Raw genomic sequence first — 24,937 nt, forward strand, 5'->3', positions numbered from 1 at the left:
AGGGGGGATTATTATGAGGTTAAAAACAAATTCATTAAAAAAAGACAGAAAAGAAGAAATCAAACAAAAGTGTTTAGATTTGGCTGAAAGCACAAATCCTAACAAATTTTTAGACTTTAATTCATATTTAAATGACTTACTTGGTATAGGAGGATTAAAATTAGTTGATAAAGATGGAATTGACTGGACTAGCAATTTTAATTTATCAAATCCAGAAGCAAAGTATGCATGCCAAATATTTTTCGGAAGAATAGCAGAATTAAGAAAAGTAACAAAAGATTCTCGTGGAGACTATGTTCAAATGTTTCAGGATTTTTACATTAATTTAGTAGGAAAACTTAAAAATGCAGAAAGAAGTTATTTGTTAAAATTAATGCTAAGAATAAACTACGATAAAGTGCTTATGTGGAATGACAAACCTATGGTAAAGAAAGATATAGCAGATTACCTAGGTATTTCGGAAGATATGGCAAAGAAACTTTTGCAAAGATATGTAACACTTGAAATTATTATTAAAAAAAAATCAGGAAAAAAATGGCACTATAAATTCAATAAAAAATCCGTTTTAATGGGTAAAATAGATGGGAAAAACGATTTTGTTAAAGTGTTTCTAGAGAAATTAGAAGAAACCATTATAAAAGTAGAAAAAATCGAACAAAAAAAGCAAACTGGAAAAGGATATAAAAAAGGAAAAGAAAGAAGGACAAGTGCAGTAGGAATTCTTCATTCTATCATTCCATATTTTCATTTTCAGACATATTATTTAACTAAATATCCTAATAGAAATATTATGAATAGCGGGGAAACAGTTTTAGACGCTTTAAAAAGAGATCGTAATTCTAAAAGAAGGAAGCATGTTCATCTACCAATGACACAGCTACAACAAATTATGGCTTCAAGAACCACAAAAGAAAACGATGAAGAAGACCAATCAAAAGAATGCAATTTGGCTAAAATGGAGAAGGATTTGGTTTTTGAACATTTGGATACATTGCAAGAAGCAGGTGCGTTAATGTATTATAAATCTTCAGGTATCACAACTGTCAGAATACATCCACATTTATTATTTAGCGCACAAGGTGATGGAAAAGACAATTATACTGAATATGTATTAAGTGATTTTAATGAAAATAAATCTGCTTCAAACGAAAAACAGGAATAAAAAATTCCTGTTTTTTATATTTTTACTTCATTTTTAGTGTGCAAAGTATAGGGGTTACATTACCACATGAAATACAAAGTATCGAGTTTACATTACCACTTGGAAAAATTCAAAAATGCAAATTATGTAGTTTACATTACCCTTTGGAAAAGTTCAAAAGTGCAAAATATTGAGGTTACATTACCACTTGGAACTTTTCCCTTTTTTCAAAAAAAACCTGTAAAACCTTATGTATCAATTGTTGATAACTATTTTTTTATTACCTTAAACTTGTCTCCTTTCTTTAACTCTTGCAGATGTTAATAGTTAATTTACAAATTCATACTGATCTTTTTACGCCTACGTTACACTTTGGCGGTTTTTAAAATGGCGGAGTACGCCATTTTAAAAACATTAAGAGCATTTAGATTTGGAAATTTATAAACCAAATAATCAATTATTTTTTCCTGAAACATAAAACCCACAAATCAATCATTTTATTGAAATTTTAAAACAGAATTTATTCATCATTTCTAAATTATTAAATAAAATAATCCTACAAAGCAATCGAAATACGCTATTCCGTTTCGGTTGCAGCAAACTTTTCGTAAGAAAAGTGCGCTAGTGCTTTTAAATTACATTTTGTTGTTTTGTATTGATTTAATTATTGCCACAGAAATGATTAATTTTTATAATGTTTTTGCATTATACATTTATTTTGAAAAAATCATCCATCAAAATATGGCTTATTTTGTGTTGTTTTTAGTCATTAAGGATAGAGTCTATCCCATAATGCTTTAGATTTGGTAAAATTACCAATTTATGAGGAATAACTCTTTGAACCTTTTTTTGTTGTTCAACAAAAGTATGATCGTTATAATCAAGATTCCGATGCGGGGGCAAGCGACCCGCAGTTTTGAAAAAACCATTCTTAAATGCGTTTGGGGCTATACTCTTTGGTCTGTACTAAAGAATGAAAAGTCAACCATCTGTTAATGATGCTCTTTTCCACGAAACGCGCCTAGCGTTTCTTAAAGCATTTGAATTTTTTCTTTTGTGTCAAAGAACCTATTATTTTAGTTACCAAGTAACATAAAGAAAGCGCATTATATGTAAAATTAAATAAATCTATCCATTAATGGACGTAATAATATACGAGTACATATTTTCTTTATTTTACTTTATATTTATTTTATTTAAAAAATATATGATTGGTAAAGTAAGATACATATTAAAAAAGACATTCCAAAAGGTATATATATTGAAATTCTTAAAAGCGAACTGTTCATGGAATCCTCTATACATTTAATATATTTTTTGTTTTGTGGAAAATATTCTGATTTTGAATAGCCCAGCTCCCATTTTCATAAGTATTAGGTAGGAGGTTAAATGAGAGCAGCTAAAATAAGACAAGAGATTTTTCATCAATTTAAGGAATCTCTCCACAAATATGCAGTTGAAATGGTTCAGCCCTATATCATACTCTTTTATGCGAGAACAGATGAATGCTTTCCTAATATCTATACGAAAAAAGAAGAACAATTGCTTTTGGAGAATGTGTTCAGGGAACTAAATGATTTCTGCGAAGAAGAATATGGGGTTGAAATAACACTTCCTCATAAAAGATTGGAAGGTGCTAATCATTTTCGCTTTTTAAGCGAGATTTTTGATTATTACGTGAGTCAGGTATTTTATGAACTGGATATTGTGGAGGAAGAGGAAGATTTCAACCTTTAATGGGTTGATTTTCTTCCTTTTTTTATTTAGAACTATTTTACTATAATGGCAGGAAAATTATACTAGTAGCTCGAATCTATTAACCTATCAAATAATTTTGGTAGGTGGATGTATTGGTACAAAGAAAATATGGTGCATTGGAAAGAAAAGTAATTGATATTTTTCTTAGTGAAGGAGAATTCAATTTTCAGGGAAAACGCTACAAAGTAGTGAAGATTGATAAACCGCAAAAGCAAGGTGGCTCTGGTGAACCTAAAACAGATGTGTATATTAAAGGCGAAGAAATTGGCGGAAATGATACCATCGAATTAAAACTCTCTGTGAAAAAGAGAGACTTTGAATTTATTGAAAATAAAATCACGGCTGTTCGCATGAAAGATATATTGGGTGATGACTGGGAGGAAATTATCCAAAATGCTTCTGAAAAAATAGCAAATAGTTTCTCCAATTTCTATTTAATTTATCCAGAAGCAAAATATCCTACATTGAAAAATTCGATTACACTTGGTTGGAAAGCGGAAATTACAAACAAAGAACGAACACTCTCTGCAAAGATGGATTTAACCGAACAAGAAATAAAAGACTTATTATATAAAGGAATCAATCTTCCACCTGATAAACGAGATGCCATTGTAAATGGTGGTATCATCCCAGATTCAGGGATAGCAGAGTATATAATTGAAACGGAACTTGATGATATACATACGACTCAAGATGTATTGTCTCAAATGGAATTAATCGATGATGCACATTTGGGAGATGCTTATTTAGTTTTTACTGCCAATAATTATAGAACTGATACTGCAAAATGCGACGGAGCAAGGTCACTCGCTGTTCGGGTAAATTGGGAAGTCCAGAATGGAAAAATTACGCCTCATTTTATGTATCATGATCCATTAGCCTTCACAGGGAAAGAAGCGGTACCAAGTTTACTTAAGGCGTTGGAGGAACTAGGGAAATTCCACCCAGAAGAAATGGTGCCAGAAGAGGATGTTTCAGACCCTTCGAAGGTATATAAAAAAAAACAATAGGAAATTTTGACGGTTGTCTTTGTGACGGGGTTCCTTTAAAATTAGAGGATGAGAACTTTGTCGAAAGGGGCAACGAATTCCAAATGGCAATTAAGCTGAACGAAAGAGGAAGAGGAAAATTTAAACCTGCTCCTACATATCAAAAAGAGGAAGTAAAAGAATTATTATTGGAAAGAATCAACGAAGAGATGGAAGCATACATCAGTGATGAAAGCGATTTTTCTGATGATGAAATCCAATACAATACCAATAAATTTAATGTTCTTTCATTATTTTGCGGAGCAGGTGGACTAGATTTAGGATTTGAACTTGCTGGACTTGAAGCAACGATTGGAAGTGAAAGAGCATTACAGGCATTCAAAGACAAAGAAGAATTTAATGCTGTTAGGCATGAAAGTATATTCCATACCGTTTATTCGAATGACCTATTTAAAGAAGCATTAGAAACGTATAAAAACAATATGCCAAACCACGTGTATATCCATCAAAAAGATATTCGTAAAGTAAAAGAGTTTCCGAATGCGAATATTGTTGTGGGTGGATTTCCTTGTCCTGGATTCTCGGAAGCAGGACCAAGACTCGTTGATGATGAAAGAAACTTTCTATACATTCACTTCATTCGATGTTTGATGCAAGTCCAACCAGAGATCTTTGTCGCGGAGAATGTAAAAGGCATGATGACGCTTGGCGGTGGAGAAGTGTTCAGACAGATTGTAGAAGACTTTGCTTCTGCTGGATACCGTGTTCAGGCAAAACTCCTAAATTCTCGCGATCACGGCGTAGCGCAGCTCAGAGAACGTGTTATTTTAGTTGGGGTAAGAAATGATTTAGATTTTGAATACGAATACCCTGAAGCAACACATGGAACTGAAGAAGGGTTACTTCCATTTGTAACTTTAGAAGAAGCGATTGGTGATTTGCAAGATGATCCTGGTCCTTATTTTACAGGAAGTTATTCAACCATTTTCTTGAGCCGTAACCGTAAAAAGAATTGGAATGAACAAAGTTTTACCATTCAGGCAAGTGGTCGTCAAGCACCAATTCATCCAGGCGGTGCTCCAATGGAAAAAGTTCATAAGAACTTATGGGTGTTTACAGATGGAGAGGAAAACAACAGACGATTATCGGTTTCAGAAATAAAGAGAATTCAGACGTTCCCAGATTGGTATGAATTCAGTGATGGCGGGAATATGAAAGTATCTGCGAATAACCGTTTGGACAAGCAATACAAACAAATTGGAAATGCTGTACCTGTTTTCTTGGCTCGTGCCGTTGCCAAGCCAATTGCAGAATGGGCAATGCAGTATATAAAAGAGAACAACAAAAAAGAAACTCAAATGAAATTGTTCGTATAGGAGTTTTTTCATGAAATGTGAATGCGGGGCCCCGTTATTAGTCATTCGGATTGAAGAGCCACCAGAACATTTATCAAAACAAGAAAAGTTACTTTATGACCGATTGTGCGATTTGGAATGCGCGGAATGTAATCGGCAATATTACAGTCAACCCTATGATTTCGGAAGAAAAATCAATGAGGTCAAAGGAAATATGAAAGAGGTTTACTCCAAAGATGAGTAAACCTCTTTTTTTATTAAATTTATTCGTTACTGCCATATTCCTTTATTTGACTGTCAATCAATTCCAAAAGGTCAGTATACAGGTCAGCATTAAAATGCAAAGTGTGTTCCTGATTTCCAACCGTTAATTTGATAGCGAATTCCTCAAGCGTTTCAGCAAATTCTACATCTGAATCCATCATTTTCTTCACATTGTCAGTCAAACCATTTCTTAGTTCCATCAATTTCTTTCCATATTCCGTTAGCTGCTGATTTTTTTCCATTCTTATCCTCTCACTTTCTATCTACCATATGAAAAATATTCCCATTTAACCTAATAGTATCATATTTTCTATTACAATTTCGTTTTAACAGCATTTTTCTTCTTTTCTTTCGCTCCGTTAGACAAAGCTATCACTATATAAACTCTATCCAATGATTCACGGAATCGAAATTGTTAGACGATAATCGAATTAGGTTCTTGAAGAAATTAAAAAATAATTCATTTCATTTTTTGCTATTACAACGAGGCGTTTTGTTGTTGCCAAATAATATTGTTCACTTAATTGTCAACAGGTGTAATACTCTTCTTGTCGAATCATTCGAATAGGAGGTGCTTAATGGCACAATTAATTACTTATAAGAGGGCAAAAAAAGAAGTAGAACGACTCAAGGCTTACATCGATCTTGTTGAAAATTATAATGCAAGCACGATTGAAAAACAGATTATCAGAGAGTATGCCTATACTAACAGCGGCTCTGAAATTGCCCGTGTTTTCGAACAGCGGGGAATAAAGATGAATGGGAAAGTCATTACCAAAGAGGATGTTCTTGGCATTATTAAGGGGAGACCAACAGATGAACTCCATAAGTTGTTGAAATCTGGTTATATGACAAGAACTAAATACAGCAGGAAAAAGACATCAAAAAGTAACAAGGAATACTTTTATTCATAAGAAATGAAAAGACTTTAAGGAATAGAGAAAAAGAGACGGGACTCAAGTCCCGTCTCTTAATAATACTTCTAAATTTTGTGAGATGGTTTTTAGCTGCCTCATATTTCTATCCAAACTTTTTGTGACTTCAGACAATGCCTCGATATGAATATCTAAAAATTCCTGATCATCCAATCTAAAGACCCTTCGATTAGAATACACATCTCTTATTCGTAAATTCATAATATAAAATACCTCCTACCTTACTCTATGAGTGGAGGAATTTTTTTATGAAAGGGTTATCCCCAAAAAATATTTTTATGTGGTTTGTTTTGTAAATAAATAATTTTCAAGATTCGAGAAGGAGGTGAAAAATTCAACCATAGAAACTTGCCCTTCTTTCTTTTGAAGAATATATAATTCCCCGTCAAATGAATTGCATTTGATTCCTAGAACTCTTTCGTTAATCAAAACCACAATTTCAAACTTATTGACAATTTTTACTTTTCCATTGTATTTAGTTTCAATAATTTGTTTAAGCAATGTCCATTTATGCATGACGTAGTGGGGTGCCCATTTTCCTTTTGTTTTAAATATAATTATCACCTATTTGTAGTATTCCTTTAATCTAATAAAATATGTCACTTCGTTTCCAGTTAATCCATATCAAATAAAAAAGACGGGGTACCCGTCCTTTAAAGGCGTAAATCATTAAAATCTGTAATTGGTGGGTGTGTTAGTGGTTCAATATACTCTTTCATGTCATTCACTAATTGCTCAGGATTTTTATATTGTCTTAATTCCACTTTATGCACTTTTACCACTGTCCCAAATTTTCTGAGATGAAAATGGACAAATGTGCTGTCCCACCCCAGCGATATGTCGCTTTTGTATTTCAAACAAAGCAAATTCAGCGTATCTTCCAGCAATTCTCGAACCGTTATCATTATCACTCCTAATCAAAAGGGCACTCAAGACTTGAGTACCCAGGAAAAAGAAAGGTGTTTTAGAAAGAAGGTTATCAAACTCCAAAAACTAAATCTTTCTTTTATTTATATATGATGGATGTCCTGTTTTATTCCAGAAAACGGATATTTCCATCGATATGTCCCTTATTTTTTTTTTCAGTTGGATGGAGGGCTTTTTTCTTTTCCTTCTCTTTCTTGAATTCAGCAAATTCGAGGAACGTCTCAAGGTTACTCAATGCCTGTTTCCGATGAAAGTTCTCCTTCATGACAGACAGTATTTTGATAATTGAAAAATTTCCTTTCAATAAAAGGGAAAGACTCTCCACTTCGGATAGTTCCATTCCCTCCAGTAAAAGTCGGATTTCTTCTATATATTCATTTCTTTTTTCCGTGTTGTAATTATTCTGCAAATTGATCCCCATTTCAGGACTTTCAATCAGCCCGAAATCAGCCATTCTCGATAAGGGGATTTCAAGGGCTGAAAACAAATCAGCCACAATGGACGGATTCGGATTGTCGATTTTTTCATTTTCCAGATTCGAAAGATAACTGAGCGTCACCCCAGATGTCCTTGACAGCCCTCTTACTTTAAGCCCTTTGTTTAGCCGTTCCTTTTTGATAAATGGTCCCAGTTTCAATTTCATCATCCCCTCTCCATTATTATACCATGAACAAAGAACACTTAAACTGTTCTCAAATAAAATATTCAAAATTTCATGAATCCAAATTTTTTTAAAAAATTTTTCGTCCCCTCTAGATATTGGCTATTTTCGTCTGTATACTACTTACACATTAAAAAATGTAAATCAAAAAACGTTTTTTGTTCATGGAATGAGACAAATCACCATATACATAAGATTAGAATAGGGATAGTGGGGGAGATGATTAGAATGGAGGACAAAAAAGAAAAAGTCAAATTAAGATTTCGTTTTCACCATTCCCACAGCAAGGATGGAAAAACAGCCGAGGAAATCATCCAGTCATTGGTGGATTCAACCATAAAAAGAGTCTTAGCCGAAAATGAAAAAAAGTATTATAATAGATTGAAAGAACATACCTCTTAGTGAAACTAAGAGGTATTTTTTTGTATTGGAGGTATTGCAATGGAAAATAATCTTGCTGCCATATATGTTCGTGTTTCTACACTGAAGGATTCACAAAAGGACAGTCCTGAACACCAAAAGGCATACTGTCTGGAAAAAGCAAAGGTGGAAGGATTGGAAGCGCCATTTATCTACGAAGATAAATCCACTGGAACCAGCATCGTGCAACGTGATGATATAAAAGAATTATTGGCGGATGCCCAAAAAGGACTTTTTAGTACGGTTATTTTTGCCTCACTATCCCGTTTCTCAAGGGATTCGTTAGATGCCATTATTTTAAAAAGAAAATTGGTAAATGCATTAGGAATAAGATTAATCAGTATTGATGACACATATGATTCAAAGGAAAAAGACGATGAAATGCTTTTCACCATCATCTCTGCTGTCAATCAAAAGCTGTCAGAACAAATATCCCTTTCTTCAAGGCGCGGAATAAGACAATCTGCTATGTCAGGAAATTTTACGGGTTCATTTCCTCCATTCGGCTATAAAAAAGTGACAATAGAAGAGGATAATAAAAAACGAAAATTACTTAAAATGGATGAGAAAAATGCCAGTATCGTTCAGCAAATCTTTGAGTGGTATTGTTATCAAGGTATGGGAGAAAAACAAATTGTCAATGAATTAAATGCGATGGAAATACCCTCACCTAGGAAAAAGGGTCCGTGGGGTGTTACATCCGTTCAGCGGATTTTACAGAACCCAGTCTATACTGGAAAAAATGTATTTGGAAAATATACGACAAAAAAACACTATGACAATATCGATGATATGCAGAACAGGCGAATGAAACTAGTTCAAGTAGAACAGGAATTATGGAATAGTTCTGAAGGGAAAGCATGGGAACCTATTATTGATGATGAAACATTCAAAAAATCCCAAGAGATGAGGCTTAAGCGAGGAGGCGGGAAGCGTGGTGGAGTAAGGAACATTAAAGCGAATGCTTTTGCAGGTATTGTGCAATGTGCTCATTGTGGAAGCAGTTATACAAACAAGAAAAGTGGGAAAGTGGGAAAAAAAGGGCAAGAGTACCGATATTTAATGTGCTCAAGACGGAGTAGAATGGGTCCAGCAGGTTGCGAGAATGGATTATGGATACAATACGATAAATTTCGTGACGCACTCATCAATGAATTAACTCTTTTTTTAAAAGATGCCATTCAAGTGGAAGATATTTCTCAAAAGGTAGAAATTCCAACATATAATATAGAAGATAACAGTGAAAAAGATTTGAAGAAATACAAAGAACTAATTAATCAAACCAGATACCTTCTTGCGGATCTTCGAAAGGATAAAAAACTGGGAGAAATCGACGAGGGGCAATATCAATTTGAAAAAGAAAAGTATGAAAAAGAAATTGAGGAATTTGAAAAAAAGTTAAAAGCCATTTCACCGAAAAAACTTCCTGAACAAGACAAAGAAAAAACAAGGGAAGAAATCAAAAAGGCATTAGAGGAATTGCAGAAATTGAATGTTTCTGATGTAGCAGAATTGCAGTTTATTTTAAAGCAGCTGATTGACCGAATCGATGTTCATCAAGATGGAAATGTGGATATATATACTCCTCTTGGGAAATTGTAGTCAATTATAGGTGATTCATAACACGTGGCGAATGCTATGCAAAAGCTTGGTGTTAAGGGGCGTTCACAAGCAGTTGTAGAGCTCCTTCGTATGGGAGAGCTAGAACTTTAATCATGACCGGCATCCTACGGGAGGCCGGTTCATGTTTTTATGAGGAATTATACATAGAATCAACATGTATTTTGTGAAGAGATAGATTCTTGCTTGTAATTTTAGCGAAAAAAGTAGAAAATAAGAGCAAGATTGTAAAATGGAAGAGTCTGCGAAAACATGGCAAAGGGACGCCTCATATAGGAGTGTTATAGAATGACTGTCGAAAAATCACAAATGATTAGCGGTGAAATTGTCGCTAGAATAGAAAAGGACATGCGTTATATTTCAGGAATTATTAAGCAAAAGGGCAGAGAAATGCTTACTCATTATAAAATAACTCCGCCCCAATTTATTGCATTGCAATGGCTTTTTGAAGATGGTGACATGACCATTGGAGAGTTGTCTACCAAAATGTATTTGGCCTTCAGTACGACTACAGACCTTGTTGATCGGATGGAAAAAAGTCAACTAGTTGTCCGGGTAAAGGATCCTAAGGATCGTCGTGTTGTCCGAATTCACCTGCTTGAAGAAGGCGAAAGAATTATTGATGAAGTAATTAAGAAACGACAAGTTTACTTAGAAGAAGTTTTAACGAATTTCTCCTTAGAAGAAATTCAACAATTTCAAACACATTTAATGAAACTGCATCAAGATATGCGTTAAAAAAGAGGCGAGAATTTTGAAACAACCAATTGGTGTCATAGATTCCGGAGTTGGCGGTTTAACGGTTGCGAAAGAGATCATGAGACAGCTTCCGAATGAAAAAATTATTTATTTGGGAGATACGGCCAGGTGCCCATACGGCCCAAGACCTCTTAAGGAAGTTAAAAAATTCACCTGGGAACTGACTACATTCTTGTTAGAAAAAAATATTAAGATGCTCGTCATTGCCTGCAACACGGCAACGGCGGCAGTCCTAGATGACATAAGAAATGAGCTAAGGATTCCGGTACTTGGAGTTATCTATCCGGGAGCACGAGCTGCAATCAAAACCACAAAGAATTACCGAGTAGGGATTATTGGGACAGAAGGTACCATCAAAAGCGGTGCTTATGAAAAAGCATTAAAAGCACTAAACAGCCGATTATATGTAACAGGACAAGCTTGCCCGAAATTCGTTCCGCTAGTTGAGAGCGGAGAATATGACGGAGAAATTGCAGAGAGAATTGTCGTCGAAGCGCTAAAGCCGCTGCAAAATCAAAATTTAGATACACTAATCCTTGGCTGCACTCATTACCCCTTACTCGAACCACTTATTCAAAAAGTGATGGGCGAAACTGTAAATATCATTAGTTCTGGTGATGAAACAGCAAGGGAGATTAGTGCCATTCTTCAATATAACGGAATCCTCGAAACAGATGAGGAAATAACTGAACATGAATTTTACACAACAGGTTCGAAGTATATTTTTTCAAAAATTGCTTCTCAGTGGCTGGGTGAACCCATCAATAATGTTAAAAAGATTAAACTATAATTAAGCTCCCATTACAGGAGCTTGATTTTTTTTGAAAAAAATCAAAGAATGTCCTAATTTTCTTTTCCAAAGACGGTCTAATTAGTTTAATAGGCTCGTATACATGATAGTACAAACTGTCTTAGGAGGGAAAAAATATGTCAAAAAATAAAGTCAAACCCCTTGTTACAGCCGTATTCGCTTCAACACTTCTATTATCGGGGTGCGGTTTGTTTGGGAAAGAAGTCCAGAAAAAAGTTGATCCGCCAAAACAGGTTACAGTAACGGATACGAACCCAACTAAGGAAACCACCGGCCAGAATGAAGAAGTCGAAGGCACAGTGAAGACAGAGTTATACTTAATCAATAAAGATGGGTTAGTGGTGCCGCAAACATTAACACTTCCGAAAACAACCTCGGTTGCAAAGCAAGCCTTAGAACATTTAGTTGCGAATGGACCAGTTACCGACATGCTTCCAAATGATTTCCGTGCTGTCTTACCAGAAGAAACTCAAATTTCTGTAAACATTAAAGATGGTGTAGCGGTAGTCGACTTCTCGAAGGAGTTTAAAAACTACCAGCCAGAGGATGAAAGAAAAATCCTTGAATCTATCACATGGACACTTACACAATTTGACACAATTGAGAAAGTGAAGCTTCAAATGAATGGACATGACTTAACGGAAATGCCTGTTAATGGCACGCCGATTAGTGAAAATCTATCAAGGGCAACTGGAATTAACATTGATACCGCTGGCGTCATTGATATCACGAACACAAAGCCAGTAACCGTCTATTATATCGGCGGTGAAGAAGATTCGTACTACTATGTACCTGTCACGAAGAGGGTAAATACAAGTGAGAAAAATAATATTGTTGCGGTCGTTAATGAATTGGTCAAAGGTCCAAATTCAAAGTCTAATCTTGCTTCAGAGTTTATGCCTGACGTGGAGCTTCTAGAGGCACCAAAAATTGAAGATGGAAAAGTTACTTTGAACTTTAATAAATCCATCTACGGAAGCTTTGAAGAAAAAATTGTTTCTCAGCATTTACTTAACGCACTTGTCCTTTCGTTGACTGAGCAAAAAGGCATTGAAAGTGTTGCGGTTACTGTAGATGGCAAGGCTGATTTGGTAAATGATAAAGGTGATAAATTATCTGAGCCAGTAACTCGCCCAGAAAAAGTCAATACAGGTAGTTTTTAAAAATGTATTTTTGATATACTATATAGTGACAATCAGGGAGGTTGCCTTAAGGCCGCCTCTTCTTTATTTGTGTAAGTAAAACATGTGGGAATTCACAACAAGGAGGAAATAATATGCGGGTTGATGGCAGGGAGTCATTTCAATTAAGACCAATACATATTGAAACAAATTATTTAATGCATCCAGAAGGCTCTGTCCTTATTTCTGTTGGAAATACGAAGGTAATTTGCACAGCCAGCATCGAGGAGAGAGTTCCGCCTTTTATGCGCGGTGAAGGCAAAGGCTGGATTACGGCCGAATATTCCATGCTGCCACGGGCAACAGAAACAAGAAATATTCGTGAGTCTTCAAAAGGGAAAGTTACCGGAAGAACAATGGAAATCCAGCGTTTAATTGGACGTGCCCTAAGAGCAATCGTCGATTTATCTTCATTAGGGGAAAGAACAGTATGGATTGATTGCGATGTTATTCAAGCTGATGGCGGTACAAGGACCGCTTCCATTACCGGAGCATTTGTCGCAATGGCCATTGCCCTTCATCGACTTGGAGAAAAAAAGAAAATGAATTTCCCGATTACAGATTACCTAGCAGCAACGAGTGTCGGAGTATTAAAAAATAAGGAAACGGTTCTTGATTTGAATTATGCTGAAGATTCCAAAGCACAAGTAGATATGAATATCGTAATGACGGGAAATGGAGAATTCGTGGAATTACAGGGAACTGGCGAAGAATCCACCTTCTCTTATCAACAGCTTCAAGATATGTTAGGTGTCGCTCAAGAAGGGCTGCTTGAACTGTTTGAACATCAAAAGGCAGCATTAGGGGAAGAAATTACGGCGAAGATTGAAGCAAGACGGAAAAAATAAGGGGATATGGAGTATGAAGGAAGTTATTATTGCTACCAAAAATACAGGTAAGGCGAAAGAATTTGAACATATTTTTACTCCAAGAGGGATTGTAGTCAAGACCCTGATTGATTTTCCGGAAATCGAGGATGTCGAAGAAACAGGCTCCACTTTTGAAGAGAATGCAATATTAAAAGCAGAATCTGTTTCGAAACAATTAAATATAATGGTGATTGGCGATGATTCTGGCTTAATTGTGGATGCATTAGATGGCAGACCAGGTATTTATTCAGCACGTTATGCAGGGGAAGAGCCAAAAGATGATCAGAAAAATCTTGAAAAGGTTCTTGATGAATTACAGGGAGTCTCTGATGAAAATCGGACTGCTCGATTTTATTGTGCCCTTGCGGTAGCAGTGCCAGGCAAAGAGACAATTACTGTGTCTGGGACTTGTGAAGGACGAATTCTGGAAGAGCAAAGGGGAACATATGGATTTGGGTATGATCCCGTCTTTTATGTGCCGGGAAAAGGCTGCACCATGGCAGAACTATCTTCCAATGAAAAAAATAAAATAAGTCATCGGGCAAATGCATTGAATAAGCTGGACGGTATCTTAGATTCTATCGTAAAGAGAGCGGATTAATCATGAGCAAGGTTCTAGTTGTTAGTGATAGCCATGGTTTAACGAGAGAGCTCGAGGTAGTAAGGGAGCGGCATTTGCACGAAGTCGATTTAATGATCCATTGTGGAGACTCTGAGTTGTTGGCTGACGATAAATCGATAAGTGGTTATTTGACCGTGAAGGGGAATTGCGACTTTGGGGGCGGATATCCATTAGAAACAACAACCGAGATTGCTGGTCGAAAGTTCTTGGTTACACATGGTCACAAGTATTCAGTAAAGTCTTCATTAATGAACTTAAAATATAAGGCAGCAGAAGTTGATGCAGATATCGCCTGTTTTGGGCACTCTCATGTATTGGGAGCAGAAGTTATTGGAGATACGTTGTTCTTGAACCCTGGAAGCATACGCTTGCCCCGGGAACGTATGGAGAAAACGTATGTGATTCTAGAGTTACTGGATGAGTCGATTAAAATGTCCGTATATGACATTAGTGGACAGGAACTTAAAGATTTAGCCTTTGAATTTGCCTTGCCGAAAAAATGAGGGAAGATTATTTCTTCCCCATTTTATTTTTATGAAAAAAGTTATTAAATAGTGTTGACTTTTGATTATATGGATTATATAATAAATCTTGTCTTTGAAATACAAATACGTCCCAGTAGCTCAGCCGGATAGAGCATACGCCTTCTAAGCGTACGGTCGGGAGTTCGAATCTCTCCTGGGACGCCATTTAACTACATACCAAACTTACTACTCACCTTCAGAAGGTGAGTTTTTTTGTTTTTACCAAATTTCATGCTAAACTAATTTCCATATAGTAGAAGTAGAGGGCGGTATACATATGAAAAAACGGGAACGAGCGAAACGGAAAGACAATATTATATTCCTTCCCGGATTCGAAAAGAGATTGACGGATAAGGGTCTTGAGAGCCTGCAAAATAAAAGGTATCAAGAAGCCATCACCCTGCTGGAAGAGGCAAAGGAGCATGACTCTGAAAATAGTGATATTTTAATCGGTCTCGTGCTTGCATACTTTGAAGCAGGTGCCTATATAAAAGCCAGAGAACTAGCAAACGAAATGCTGCTAAAAGGTATTGGCGACTATTTTCATATGGTTGATTTGTACCTGACCATTTTAATACAGCTGCATGAATACCAGGAGATTGTCTTGACGATTGAAGCACTATTTGAAGAAAAGGAGATACCACCAGAAAGACATGATCATTTCCTGACCATCCTCCAATTCAGCAGACGGATGGCAGATAACGACAATCAGCAGGAGCCAATAGAAGAAATAATAGAAGAAGATAACCATCCAAAGGAAATTAATCTTTCATCCTTAAAAAATCTAAATGAGCAAATGCTTGCGATTTCCAATTTGGCAGAAAAGAATATCCGTCCCTACATGGACGAAATCAAAGAATATCTAAACTCAGATGCTGGCCACCCCTTTCTAAAAACCATGCTCCTATCCCTATTAAAAGAACAGGAATATGATAAAGAAATTGTGGTTAAAAAGTTTAGTGAGGATCAAAGTATTATACCTACTGAACTTCCAGATATCCAATTACAGCCAAGAATGAAAGAAATAGAATATTTACTAGAAAAAAGATTGGAACATAGTGACCCCTATCTTTTTGAAAATATCAAAGGAATGGTAGAACGGATTTTTTTCATCAGCTATCCATTTGAGTTCACACCTGAAGAGACGGAAGCCTGGGCAGGTGCTTTTCACTTACTGGTGCTTGATTATCTCGGAATGGAAACTGATTTAAGAGATATAGCAAATGAATACGAGATTTCGCAAGAAAAACTAGAACAGGCACTTGTAAAAATAAGAGAATTAGAAGAAATTTCTTATCCCAATATATAGGTAACTTTGTTGAAAGTAAAAAATCCTGTGTTATAATATAAGGGTTGCATTGTGTAAAAACTATCTTTTACATAAAAAAAGTGGATGAATTCATTATCCTGTCAATTTCGTTACGAATGAAATGATAATAGATTGTTGGAGGGAAAATAGTATGACAGTAAAATGGGAAAAGTTAGAAGGAAACACTGGTGTACTTACTGTTGAAGTAAGTGCTGAAAAAGTAAATGAAGGCTTAACTGCAGCTTTTAATAAAGTTGTTAAGACTGTAAATGTACCTGGCTTCCGTAAAGGAAAAATGCCTCGTCAAATGTTTGAAAAGCGTTTTGGCGTAGAATCACTTTATCAAGATGCATTAGATATTCTTCTTCCAGAAGCATACGGTAATGCGATTGACGAAGCAGGCATCGACCCAATCGACCGTCCAGATATCGATATCGAACAAATGGAAAAAGGTAAAGAACTTATCTTCAAAGCGACTGTACAAGTTAAGCCTGAAGTAACATTAGGCGAGTACAAAGGACTAGAAGTAGAAGAGTTCGACACAACTGTAACAGACGAAGATGTAGCAAAAGAATTAGAAACTCTTCAAAACCGTCAAGCTGAGCTTGTAGTGAAAGAAGAAGGTACTGCTGAACTTGGCGATACTGTTGTTCTTGACTTTGAAGGATTCGTTGATGGTGAAGCATTCGAAGGCGGAAAAGCTGAAAATCATTCACTTGAATTAGGTTCTGGCTCATTCATTCCAGGATTTGAAGAGCAGTTAGTAGGATTAGCTACTGGCGAATCTAAAGATGTAGAAGTATCTTTCCCAGAAGAATACCATGCAGCTGAACTTGCAGGTAAGCCAGCAGTATTCAAAGTAACGATTCATGAAATTAAAGGAAAAGAACTTCCTGCATTAGATGATGAGTTTGCGAAAGATGTGGATGATGAAGTTGAAACATTAGACGCATTAAAAGAAAAAATCAGAACTCGTTTAGAAGATAGCAAGAAGCACGAAGCTGAGCACCACCTACGTGATTCAGTAGTTGAAAAAGCTGCAGAAAATGCACAAGTTGAAATTCCAGAAGTAATGGTTACAAACGAAGTAAACCGTATGCTTCAAGAATTTGAACAACGTTTACAAATGCAAGGGATGAACCTTGAGCTTTACTTCCAATTCTCAGGTCAAGATGAGAATGCATTACGCGCGCAAATGAATGAAGAAGCTGTAAACCGTGTTCGCGTTGCTTTAACTCTTGAAGCAATTGCAAAAGCAGAAAACATTGAAGCTACTGACGAAGATGTTAATGCTGAGCTTGAAAAAATGGCTGGCATGTACAACATGACAGTTGAAAACATTAAGCAAGCACTTGGCGGCCTAGAAGGAATCAAAGGCGATCTTCAAAAGCAAAAAGCGGTTGAATTCTTAATAGAAAATAAAAAATAATAACGATTGTTAAAACATGGCACGATTTTATCGTGCCTGTTTTTATACATTTTTTCAATTACATATTATAATAAGGACAGGGAAACCTTTTTAACAAGCATACAAATGCTTGCAGGAAAAACAGAATTACATAGCGAATTAAGTAAAACCGGCTTTATAGAAGATTTAATTTAAGAAAAAGTGGTTATGCTTAATGGGTACATAGGAATTATTTAAAGGGCGTCCAAACAAAAATGCGCTGCCGTAAAAACATAGTTGAAAAGCTTTTTATTACCTGTCCGTTAGGTCCATGTGTTACAATGCAATACATACCACTGAATAGTTTCGAAAAAAACGGATTTTTGTTTGTGTTACGCAACTTTAAATAGGGTTATAACACGTTCTCAAGGGGTGAAAGAATTGTTTAAATTTAATGATGAAAAAGGCCAATTAAAGTGTTCATTCTGTGGAAAGACACAAGACCAAGTTCGTAAATTGGTCGCAGGACCAGGTGTATATATATGTGACGAGTGTATTGAGCTTTGCACAGAAATCGTTGAAGAAGAGCTTGGAACAGAAGAGGAAGTAGAATTTAAAGACGTTCCTAAGCCAAAAGAAATTTGTGAGATTCTTGATGATTACGTCATTGGTCAAGATCAAGCAAAGAAATCGCTATCGGTTGCGGTATATAATCATTACAAGCGTATCAATTCTAACAGTAAGATTGATGATGTTGAGCTCTCTAAGAGTAATATCGCTATGATTGGACCAACGGGTAGTGGTAAAACGTTACTAGCACAGACATTAGCACGTATTCTGAATGTGCCGTTTGCAATTGCGGATGCAACGTCCTTAACGGAAGCTGGTTATGTTGGGGAAGACGTTGAAAATATTCTTTTAAAATTGATTCAAGCTGCTGATTACGATGTGGAAAAAGCTGAAAAGGGTATTATTTATATTGATGAAATTGATAAAATTGCCCGTAAATCAGAAAATCCATCTATCACAAGAGATGTGTCTGGTGAAGGTGTACAACAAGCATTATTGAAAATTCTAGAAGGTACGGTTGCGAGCGTTCCACCTCAAGGCGGACGTAAACATCCACACCAAGAATTTATCCAAATCGATACCACCAATATCTTATTTATTTGCGGTGGAGCATTTGATGGAATCGAACCAATTATTAAGCGCCGCTTAGGTCAAAAGGTTATTGGTTTTGGTTCTGATATGAAGCAGCTGGAAATTACGCAAAAAGAGCTTCTTTCTAAAGTATTACCTGAGGATTTACTCCGCTTCGGGTTAATTCCTGAATTCATCGGTCGTCTGCCTGTTATTGCAAGTCTTGAGCAGTTAGATGAGTCTGCATTAATTGAAATCTTAACGAAGCCTAAGAATGCATTAGTTAAGCAATATCAAAAAATGCTTGAAATCGATGAGGTAGAATTGGAATTCGAGGAAGGTGCACTTAGCGAAATTGCGAAGAAAGCGATTGAACGCAAAACAGGTGCCCGCGGATTACGTTCTATTATTGAAGGAATCATGCTGGACGTTATGTTTGATTTACCTTCTCGTGATGATATCCAGAAATGTATCATTACCAAAGAAACCGTTATCGACAACAGTCTTCCGAAGCTTGTCCTAGAGGATGGAACCGTTGTAGCAGAAGAGAAATCTGCTTAATCAAAAGTAATACATGAGACCGTGGTTATAAAATTTTGCAGAGATAATTCACAATTGAGTTATCTCTGCTTTTTTTTGTTGTGCTCTTTTAATTCAATAAAAAAACGACATCTCACTGTCGTCTTTTAAAGGAAAAACTTAATTTCTTTCTCTTGCGCGCTGTGTATCTCGAATATTCTTTTGCACCGTTATCGCTGCAAATAAACTAAGAACAAATGACATACCATAAAAGCCTTTTTCGCTTAAATCTATACTGCCGGCGTTGTATAAACCGATGCCCATTAATGAAATAGAGACAATCAGTGCTAACCAACTTATACCATAATAAATATTCGTAACCGGTATTCCCTCATCTTTATCTCTAACCGCTTTTTGTAAAGATACCGCAGCATAAAGTCCAAATATTAAAACTGCAAAGTAATATCCTTTTTCGTTCAATTGCATGGCTGCGTTAAATAAGCCTATGAAATACGCCGAAACCCCTATTAATAGCGCTGCCCATGAAGCCCCTATGAAAGCTGGAGTTGGTTCTCCCTCTTTCCTTTCTACTTTTATCTTTCTTGGTTCATTTTGTTTTCCTTTATCTAATAAAACTTCATTTTCATTAGACATGAATGTTTCGCCCCCAGCTTCTTTTTTCTAATAGAAATGGAGCACAGATAAACGGGAGTGCTCCGCATAAATCTATTATATAGAATTTTCTCACAAAGAATAGATAAATTTTTCCTTATTTTACAATTAGAATTTTCCACCTGCAATTATTGCATAGTCTTTTTTTTATAAAATTATACCTTCCACTGGAAACAGTTTCTTACAATTTGTGGTTTATTCCACCAACATGCAGGAAATACTTATTAATATCTATTGAGTATTCTTGTAGCAGGAGGGAAAAGTATGAGTTGGACGGGGATTGCCTTATTTGTACAGCTGTTTTTTGGAATCATTATTGGGCTGTATTTCTGGAATTTGCTAAGAAACCAACGGACACAAAAGGTTTCCATTGATCGGGAATCCCGTAAGGAAATGGAACAGCTTCGAAAAATGAGATCAATTTCTTTAACAGAACCATTAGCTGAAAAAGTACGCCCTACAAGCTTTGAAGATATTGTTGGACAAGAAGATGGAATAAAGTCATTAAAAGCAGCTTTATGTGGTCCAAATCCTCAGCATGTTATTATATATGGACCACCAGGGGTAGGGAAAACTGCTGCCGCTCGATTAGTTCTAGAGGAAGCAAAAAAAGTTCAAAAATCACCTTTTAAACAAACCTCTGTTTTTATTGAATTGGACGCAACCACAGCTCGATTTGATGAAAGAGGCATTGCCGACCCCTTAATTGGCTCTGTTCATGATCCGATTTATCAGGGTGCAGGTGCGATGGGACAGGCAGGAATTCCTCAGCCAAAGCAAGGTGCCGTAACAAACGCCCATGGTGGTGTACTATTTATTGATGAGATTGGTGAGCTGCATCCGATTCAAATGAACAAGTTATTGAAGGTGCTAGAGGATCGGAAGGTTTTCCTTGAAAGTGCCTATTATCACGAAGAAAACACACAAATTCCGACTCATATCCATGATATTTTTAAGAATGGACTGCCGGCAGACTTTCGTTTGATTGGTGCAACAACTAGGACTCCAAGTGAAATACCGCCAGCCATTCGGTCACGCTGTATGGAGGTATTCTTTAGAGATTTAACACAGGAAGAAATCATTGAAGTCGGAAAAAAAGCAGCTGAAAAAGTGAAACTGGACATTAGTGAAGATGGATTAGAGATATTATCTACATATGCAAGAAATGGCCGGGAAGCCGTAAATATGATTCAAATTTCTGCTGGGCTGGCAATTACCGATGAGCGAGAATATATCAAAGACGAAGATTTAGAATGGGTTGCTCATTCCAGTCAGCTGTCACCTAGAATGGAAAGAAAAATCAATGACGATTCAAGGATTGGTCTGGTGAATGGATTAGCTGTGTATGGTCCGAATACAGGGGCCTTGCTTGAAATCGAGGTAACGGTTATCCCAGCGAAGGATAAAGGAACTATCAACATTACAGGAATCGTTGATGAAGAAAGTATTGGCGGACAAGGTAAATCCATCCGTAGAAAAAGTATGGCACGTGGATCGATTGAAAATGTTATTACCGTTCTAAGGTCAATGGGTGTTCCAGCAGGAGATTTTGATATTCATGTTAATTTCCCAGGCGGGGTACCGATTGATGGACCGTCGGCGGGTATAGCAATGGCAACGGGTATTTATTCTGCCATCTACAAAACCCCGATTGATAACAAAGTGGCGATGACGGGAGAAATTAGCATTCATGGCAATGTGAAGCCAATCGGCGGGGTATACCCTAAAGTAAAGGCAGCACAAAAAGCGGGAGCGACAACCGTTATCATTCCAGAGGAAAATATGCAATCGATTTTAAATGAAATAAAGGGAATCAGAATTGTGCCTGTTACCCATTTAAGTGAAGTGTTTGACATTGCACTTGTCAGCAATCTCGCACATAAAGAGGTTATTCCAGCTTCTATAGAACTTTCTAAAAAAGAATCCATTTAACAGATAACACTTCGGTTGTCCTAACCGAAGTGTTTTTTATAAGCAAAGGACGAAAGAAATCGTCCTCATTGGGGAAAATTAATAATATATTGACAAACTTAATTTGTGACTTTCGTAATATTAGACACATATTTGCAAATGAGATAGAATTGTACAAAGACGATTTCTGCTTATTTTAGCGGGAAAGATTGATTTATGCATGTGGAGGTGCAATTTAATGGCGAAAGATAGAGAATTGATCGTCCCCCTCCTGCCGCTTCGAGGGTTGCTTGTATATCCGACTATGGTCCTTCATTTAGATGTTGGACGTGAAAGATCGGTTGAAGCTCTTGAAAAAGCGATGGTAGATGACCATTTGATTTTTTTAACTACACAAAAGGATATAGCAATAGACGATCCCTCTGAAGAGGATTTATACCAAATTGGGACCTTAACGAAGGTTAAACAAATGCTAAAGCTTCCGAATGGCACTATCAGGGTATTGGTTGAGGGGCTTAACAGAGCAAGAATAGAATCCTTTCATGATGAGGAAGAATATTATGCTGTCAGCATTGTGACATATGAGGAGTCTACAACGAAGGATGTTGAAGATCAGGCATTAATGAGAACAATGCTTGAGTATTTCGAGCAATACATAAAGTTATCTAAAAAGATTTCAGCCGAAACCTATGCTTCTGTTGTAGATATCGAAGAACCAGGAAGAATGGCAGATATTATCTCTTCCCATTTACCAATCAAGCTGAAGGAAAAACAAGAAATACTTGAAACAATCGATATTAAAGCACGTATGAATATGGTTATCGATACGATTCAAAATGAAAAAGAAGTCCTAAATCTTGAAAAGAAGATTGGGCAGCGTGTCAAACGTTCCATGGAAAGGACGCAAAAGGAATATTACCTGCGTGAACAAATGAAGGCTATCCAGAAGGAATTAGGCGATAAAGAAGGAAAGACAGGCGAAATCGCCGATTTAACGGAAAAAATAAACAAAGCGGGCATGCCTGAACATGTACAGAAGACAGCATTGAAAGAGCTTGACCGCTATGAGAAAGTGCCTTCAAGTTCAGCTGAAAGTGCTGTGATTCGAAACTATATTGAATGGCTGATTACGATTCCATGGTCGAAGAAAACAAATGATGATATTGACATTCTTCGTGCCGAAAAAATTCTCAATCAGGACCATTTTGGACTTGAAAAAGTAAAGGAACGTGTCTTGGAATTTTTATCCGTTCAAAAACTAACGAATTCCTTAAAAGGACCTATTCTTTGTCTAGCTGGACCTCCAGGAGTAGGGAAAACAAGCTTAGCACGCTCCATTGCCAATTCATTAAATCGTAATTTTGTCCGTGTGTCCCTTGGCGGAGTGCGTGATGAATCTGAAATTCGCGGTCATCGAAGAACCTATGTAGGTGCGATGCCTGGTCGAATTATTCAAGGTATGAAAAAAGCGGGTACCATTAATCCTGTATTCTTATTAGATGAGATAGATAAGATGTCGAGCGACTTCCGGGGAGATCCATCTTCCGCAATGCTTGAGGTGTTGGATCCAGAACAAAACCATAATTTTAGCGATCATTATATCGAAGAGACATACGACCTTTCCAAGGTTATGTTTATAGCAACTGCTAATAACCTGTCAACAATTCCAGGACCGCTACTAGACAGAATGGAAATTATCACGATTGCTGGTTATACGGAAATCGAAAAAGTTCATATCACAAGAGATCATTTGCTGCCAAAGCAAATTAAAGAAAATGGACTTACAAAAGGCATCCTTCAAGTCCGCGATGATGCGATTCTTAAGGCAGTCAGGTATTATACCCGTGAAGCAGGGGTCCGGAGTCTTGAACGACAAATGGCCACTATCTGTCGGAAAACAGCCAAAATCGTGGTATCAGGTGAGAAAAAGCGCGTCATCGTAACGGAAAAGAATGTCGAGGAGTTCCTAGGTAAACCTAGATTCCGCTATGGTCAAGCGGAGACAGAGGATCAAATCGGGGTTGCGACTGGTCTAGCCTATACAACCGTTGGTGGAGATACACTGCAAATCGAAGTATCTTTATCTCCAGGTAAAGGAAGACTTGTCTTGACAGGAAAACTAGGGGACGTTATGAAAGAATCCGCCCAGGCTGCTTTCAGTTATATCCGTTCTAAAGCGGGCGAGCTTGGTATCGAAGAAGATTTCCATGAAAAATATGATGTTCACATTCATGTCCCAGAAGGTGCTGTACCGAAGGATGGTCCGTCTGCAGGGATTACAATGGCGACAGCTCTTGTTTCGGCACTTACAGGCAGAGCAATTCGCCGTGAAGTGGGCATGACAGGAGAAATTACGCTAAGAGGACGTGTACTTCCAATTGGCGGCTTAAAAGAAAAAACACTCAGTGCTCATAGAGCAGGGTTAACAAAGGTCATTCTTCCGAAGGATAATGAAATAGATATAGATGACATCCCAGAAAGTGTTAGAAATGAAATAGAGTTTGTGCTTGTTTCGCATGTCGATGAAGTACTAAGGCATGCACTAGTAGAAGGTGGATTGTAAATGAAAGTAGTTAGTTCCGATATCGTCATCAGTGCCGTAAGGCCAGCACAGTACCCAGAAACAGATTTACCTGAATTTGCATTAGCAGGACGCTCTAATGTGGGTAAGTCTTCCTTTATCAATAAAATGCTTAACAGAAAAGGCTTAGCGAGAATTTCTTCTAAGCCGGGTAAAACGCAAACCCTAAACTTTTATCTAATTAACGAAATTCTTCACTTTGTCGATGTTCCTGGTTATGGATATGCCAAAGTATCTAAATCGGAGCGGGCAGCCTGGGGGAAAATGATTGAAACGTATTTTACCTCCCGTGAGCAATTAAGAGCAGCAGTTTTGATTGTTGACTTACGGCATCCGCCAACACAGGATGATGTGATGATGTATGATTTCCTCAAGCATTATGATATTCCTTGTGTTGTTATAGCGACGAAGGCAGATAAAATCCCAAGAGGGAAATGGCAAAAATATTTAAAGGTCACAAAAGAAACACTCGATATAGATGAAAATGACCATATCGTTCTGTTCTCATCGGAAACCGGTGAAGGCAAAGATAAGGCATGGTCCATTTTACAGAGTTATATGTAAGAAAAAAACGTCAGGCTC

Annotated in this window: 26 protein-coding genes, 1 tRNA gene and 1 pseudogene; 22 read left to right on the forward strand and 6 right to left on the reverse strand. The window is 36.8% G+C overall.

The features are described 5' to 3' along the window. The first annotated feature begins 13 nt into the window (after positions 1 to 13). From M3189_RS13015 to M3189_RS13035, 5 genes are all read left to right on the forward strand, one after another. Entirely contained in the window at positions 14 to 1,162 is a 1,149-nt protein-coding gene (locus M3189_RS13015) for a hypothetical protein (RefSeq protein ID WP_251634504.1), read from the forward strand. A 1,368-nt stretch (positions 1,163 to 2,530) separates the two neighbouring features. Then, the gene (locus M3189_RS13020; protein ID WP_251634505.1) at positions 2,531 to 2,878 is read left to right on the forward strand and encodes a hypothetical protein; all 348 of its coding nucleotides are present in this window, start codon (positions 2,531 to 2,533) and stop codon (positions 2,876 to 2,878) included. Positions 2,879 to 2,991: 113 nt separating this feature from the next. Continuing rightward, positions 2,992 to 3,909: a hypothetical protein gene (locus M3189_RS13025; protein WP_251634506.1), complete on the forward strand. Its 918-nt coding sequence runs from the start codon at positions 2,992 to 2,994 to the stop codon at positions 3,907 to 3,909. An 83-nt stretch (positions 3,910 to 3,992) separates the two neighbouring features. Continuing rightward, positions 3,993 to 5,264: a DNA cytosine methyltransferase gene (locus M3189_RS13030; protein ID WP_251634507.1), complete on the forward strand. Its 1,272-nt coding sequence runs from the start codon at positions 3,993 to 3,995 to the stop codon at positions 5,262 to 5,264. A gap of 10 nt (positions 5,265 to 5,274) precedes the next feature. Then, complete coding sequence (locus M3189_RS13035; RefSeq protein WP_251634508.1) at positions 5,275 to 5,487, forward strand: hypothetical protein; 213 nt, start codon at positions 5,275 to 5,277, stop codon at positions 5,485 to 5,487. Between the two features lie 19 nt (positions 5,488 to 5,506). Here M3189_RS13035 and M3189_RS13040 read toward each other — a convergent pair whose 3' ends face one another. After that, positions 5,507 to 5,749, reverse strand: a complete 243-nt coding sequence (locus M3189_RS13040) for a hypothetical protein (protein WP_251634509.1) — start codon at positions 5,747 to 5,749, stop codon at positions 5,507 to 5,509. A 336-nt stretch (positions 5,750 to 6,085) separates the two neighbouring features. Here M3189_RS13040 and M3189_RS13045 point away from each other — a divergent pair, with 336 nt between their 5' ends. Next, positions 6,086 to 6,421, forward strand: a complete 336-nt coding sequence (locus M3189_RS13045; protein WP_251634510.1) for a hypothetical protein — start codon at positions 6,086 to 6,088, stop codon at positions 6,419 to 6,421. A gap of 42 nt (positions 6,422 to 6,463) precedes the next feature. On the opposite strand, the gene M3189_RS13050 is transcribed toward M3189_RS13045, so the two are convergent. From M3189_RS13050 to M3189_RS13065, 4 genes are all read right to left on the reverse strand, one after another. Beyond that, positions 6,464 to 6,643, reverse strand: coding sequence for a hypothetical protein (locus tag M3189_RS13050; RefSeq protein ID WP_251634511.1), 180 nt, complete (start codon positions 6,641 to 6,643; stop codon positions 6,464 to 6,466). 75 nt (positions 6,644 to 6,718) lie between these two features. Beyond that, a complete protein-coding gene (locus M3189_RS13055; protein WP_251634512.1) occupies positions 6,719 to 6,943 on the reverse strand; it encodes a hypothetical protein in 225 nt (74 codons plus the stop codon). A 152-nt stretch (positions 6,944 to 7,095) separates the two neighbouring features. Continuing rightward, positions 7,096 to 7,347 carry a hypothetical protein gene (locus M3189_RS13060; protein WP_251634513.1) on the reverse strand — a complete coding sequence of 84 codons (252 nt, stop codon included), beginning with the start codon at positions 7,345 to 7,347 and terminating at the stop codon, positions 7,096 to 7,098. Positions 7,348 to 7,475: 128 nt separating this feature from the next. Then, positions 7,476 to 8,012, reverse strand: a complete 537-nt coding sequence (locus M3189_RS13065) for a helix-turn-helix domain-containing protein (RefSeq protein WP_251634514.1) — start codon at positions 8,010 to 8,012, stop codon at positions 7,476 to 7,478. A 246-nt stretch (positions 8,013 to 8,258) separates the two neighbouring features. Between M3189_RS13065 and M3189_RS13070 the strand changes: the two genes are divergently transcribed. The 13 genes and pseudogenes from M3189_RS13070 (at position 8,259) to clpX (ending at position 19,233) form a co-directional block, all read left to right on the forward strand. After that, on the forward strand, positions 8,259 to 8,432 hold the full coding sequence (locus M3189_RS13070; protein WP_251634515.1) for a hypothetical protein: 174 nt from the start codon (positions 8,259 to 8,261) through the stop codon (positions 8,430 to 8,432). Between the two features lie 39 nt (positions 8,433 to 8,471). Beyond that, positions 8,472 to 10,052, forward strand: a complete 1,581-nt coding sequence (locus tag M3189_RS13075) for a recombinase family protein (RefSeq protein WP_251634516.1) — start codon at positions 8,472 to 8,474, stop codon at positions 10,050 to 10,052. A gap of 21 nt (positions 10,053 to 10,073) precedes the next feature. After that, positions 10,074 to 10,163 (forward strand): annotated as a pseudogene (locus M3189_RS13080) (hypothetical protein); the annotation flags it as partial. 195 nt (positions 10,164 to 10,358) lie between these two features. Then, complete coding sequence (locus M3189_RS13085; RefSeq protein ID WP_251634517.1) at positions 10,359 to 10,808, forward strand: MarR family winged helix-turn-helix transcriptional regulator; 450 nt, start codon at positions 10,359 to 10,361, stop codon at positions 10,806 to 10,808. Positions 10,809 to 10,824: 16 nt separating this feature from the next. After that, positions 10,825 to 11,619 carry a glutamate racemase gene (racE, locus tag M3189_RS13090; RefSeq protein ID WP_251634518.1) on the forward strand — a complete coding sequence of 265 codons (795 nt, stop codon included), beginning with the start codon at positions 10,825 to 10,827 and terminating at the stop codon, positions 11,617 to 11,619. A gap of 137 nt (positions 11,620 to 11,756) precedes the next feature. Beyond that, positions 11,757 to 12,803, forward strand: a complete 1,047-nt coding sequence (locus M3189_RS13095) for a GerMN domain-containing protein (RefSeq protein ID WP_251634519.1) — start codon at positions 11,757 to 11,759, stop codon at positions 12,801 to 12,803. A 113-nt stretch (positions 12,804 to 12,916) separates the two neighbouring features. Continuing rightward, positions 12,917 to 13,669: a ribonuclease PH gene (gene rph / locus M3189_RS13100; RefSeq protein ID WP_251634520.1), complete on the forward strand. Its 753-nt coding sequence runs from the start codon at positions 12,917 to 12,919 to the stop codon at positions 13,667 to 13,669. A gap of 13 nt (positions 13,670 to 13,682) precedes the next feature. Continuing rightward, entirely contained in the window at positions 13,683 to 14,291 is a 609-nt protein-coding gene (locus tag M3189_RS13105) for an XTP/dITP diphosphatase (RefSeq protein ID WP_251634521.1), read from the forward strand. Between the two features lie 2 nt (positions 14,292 to 14,293). Next, on the forward strand, positions 14,294 to 14,815 hold the full coding sequence (locus tag M3189_RS13110) for a metallophosphoesterase family protein (RefSeq protein WP_251634522.1): 522 nt from the start codon (positions 14,294 to 14,296) through the stop codon (positions 14,813 to 14,815). Positions 14,816 to 14,924: 109 nt separating this feature from the next. Then, positions 14,925 to 15,001: transfer RNA gene (locus M3189_RS13115), tRNA-Arg, on the forward strand. Between the two features lie 112 nt (positions 15,002 to 15,113). After that, positions 15,114 to 16,145, forward strand: a complete 1,032-nt coding sequence (locus M3189_RS13120) for a tetratricopeptide repeat protein (RefSeq protein ID WP_251634523.1) — start codon at positions 15,114 to 15,116, stop codon at positions 16,143 to 16,145. A 151-nt stretch (positions 16,146 to 16,296) separates the two neighbouring features. Further along, positions 16,297 to 17,574: a trigger factor gene (tig, locus tag M3189_RS13125; RefSeq protein WP_251634524.1), complete on the forward strand. Its 1,278-nt coding sequence runs from the start codon at positions 16,297 to 16,299 to the stop codon at positions 17,572 to 17,574. A 399-nt stretch (positions 17,575 to 17,973) separates the two neighbouring features. Continuing rightward, positions 17,974 to 19,233, forward strand: coding sequence for an ATP-dependent protease ATP-binding subunit ClpX (gene clpX, locus M3189_RS13130; RefSeq protein WP_251634525.1), 1,260 nt, complete (start codon positions 17,974 to 17,976; stop codon positions 19,231 to 19,233). A 138-nt stretch (positions 19,234 to 19,371) separates the two neighbouring features. Here the strand turns inward: clpX and yiaA are convergent, their stop codons facing one another. Further along, complete coding sequence (gene yiaA / locus M3189_RS13135; protein ID WP_251634526.1) at positions 19,372 to 19,845, reverse strand: inner membrane protein YiaA; 474 nt, start codon at positions 19,843 to 19,845, stop codon at positions 19,372 to 19,374. Positions 19,846 to 20,127: 282 nt separating this feature from the next. Between yiaA and lonB the strand changes: the two genes are divergently transcribed. The 3 genes from lonB to yihA all read left to right on the forward strand — a co-directional run bounded on the left by lonB (position 20,128) and on the right by yihA (position 24,919). Next, positions 20,128 to 21,795, forward strand: coding sequence for an ATP-dependent protease LonB (gene lonB / locus M3189_RS13140; protein ID WP_251634527.1), 1,668 nt, complete (start codon positions 20,128 to 20,130; stop codon positions 21,793 to 21,795). A gap of 217 nt (positions 21,796 to 22,012) precedes the next feature. Then, complete coding sequence (gene lon, locus M3189_RS13145; RefSeq protein ID WP_251634528.1) at positions 22,013 to 24,337, forward strand: endopeptidase La; 2,325 nt, start codon at positions 22,013 to 22,015, stop codon at positions 24,335 to 24,337. Then, positions 24,338 to 24,919, forward strand: coding sequence for a ribosome biogenesis GTP-binding protein YihA/YsxC (gene yihA / locus M3189_RS13150; protein ID WP_251634529.1), 582 nt, complete (start codon positions 24,338 to 24,340; stop codon positions 24,917 to 24,919). Positions 24,920 to 24,937: the final 18 nt, after the last annotated feature.

It is taken from the genome of Neobacillus niacini (genome assembly GCF_023715415.1).
In the GTDB taxonomy this organism is placed as follows: Bacteria; Bacillota; Bacilli; order Bacillales; family Cytobacillaceae; genus Neobacillus; species Neobacillus niacini_C.

Bases quoted from the DNA above. Each gene is read 5' to 3' on its own strand.
- M3189_RS13015 (WP_251634504.1), top strand. From the start codon at position 14: ATGAGGTTAAAAACAAATTCATTAAAAAAAGACAGAAAAGAAGAAATC.
- M3189_RS13020 (WP_251634505.1), top strand. From the start codon at position 2,531: ATGAGAGCAGCTAAAATAAGACAAGAGATTTTTCATCAATTTAAGGAA.
- M3189_RS13030 (WP_251634507.1), top strand. From the start codon at position 3,993: ATGGCAATTAAGCTGAACGAAAGAGGAAGAGGAAAATTTAAACCTGCT.
- M3189_RS13035 (WP_251634508.1), top strand. From the start codon at position 5,275: ATGAAATGTGAATGCGGGGCCCCGTTATTAGTCATTCGGATTGAAGAG.
- M3189_RS13040 (WP_251634509.1), bottom strand. From the start codon at position 5,749: ATGGAAAAAAATCAGCAGCTAACGGAATATGGAAAGAAATTGATGGAA.
- M3189_RS13045 (WP_251634510.1), top strand. From the start codon at position 6,086: ATGGCACAATTAATTACTTATAAGAGGGCAAAAAAAGAAGTAGAACGA.
- M3189_RS13050 (WP_251634511.1), bottom strand. From the start codon at position 6,643: ATGAATTTACGAATAAGAGATGTGTATTCTAATCGAAGGGTCTTTAGA.
- M3189_RS13060 (WP_251634513.1), bottom strand. From the start codon at position 7,347: ATGATAACGGTTCGAGAATTGCTGGAAGATACGCTGAATTTGCTTTGT.
- M3189_RS13065 (WP_251634514.1), bottom strand. From the start codon at position 8,012: ATGAAATTGAAACTGGGACCATTTATCAAAAAGGAACGGCTAAACAAA.
- M3189_RS13070 (WP_251634515.1), top strand. From the start codon at position 8,259: ATGGAGGACAAAAAAGAAAAAGTCAAATTAAGATTTCGTTTTCACCAT.
- M3189_RS13075 (WP_251634516.1), top strand. From the start codon at position 8,472: ATGGAAAATAATCTTGCTGCCATATATGTTCGTGTTTCTACACTGAAG.
- M3189_RS13085 (WP_251634517.1), top strand. From the start codon at position 10,359: ATGACTGTCGAAAAATCACAAATGATTAGCGGTGAAATTGTCGCTAGA.
- M3189_RS13095 (WP_251634519.1), top strand. From the start codon at position 11,757: ATGTCAAAAAATAAAGTCAAACCCCTTGTTACAGCCGTATTCGCTTCA.
- rph (WP_251634520.1), top strand. From the start codon at position 12,917: ATGCGGGTTGATGGCAGGGAGTCATTTCAATTAAGACCAATACATATT.
- M3189_RS13105 (WP_251634521.1), top strand. From the start codon at position 13,683: ATGAAGGAAGTTATTATTGCTACCAAAAATACAGGTAAGGCGAAAGAA.
- M3189_RS13110 (WP_251634522.1), top strand. From the start codon at position 14,294: ATGAGCAAGGTTCTAGTTGTTAGTGATAGCCATGGTTTAACGAGAGAG.
- M3189_RS13120 (WP_251634523.1), top strand. From the start codon at position 15,114: ATGAAAAAACGGGAACGAGCGAAACGGAAAGACAATATTATATTCCTT.
- tig (WP_251634524.1), top strand. From the start codon at position 16,297: ATGACAGTAAAATGGGAAAAGTTAGAAGGAAACACTGGTGTACTTACT.
- yiaA (WP_251634526.1), bottom strand. From the start codon at position 19,845: ATGTCTAATGAAAATGAAGTTTTATTAGATAAAGGAAAACAAAATGAA.
- lonB (WP_251634527.1), top strand. From the start codon at position 20,128: ATGAGTTGGACGGGGATTGCCTTATTTGTACAGCTGTTTTTTGGAATC.
- lon (WP_251634528.1), top strand. From the start codon at position 22,013: ATGGCGAAAGATAGAGAATTGATCGTCCCCCTCCTGCCGCTTCGAGGG.
- yihA (WP_251634529.1), top strand. From the start codon at position 24,338: ATGAAAGTAGTTAGTTCCGATATCGTCATCAGTGCCGTAAGGCCAGCA.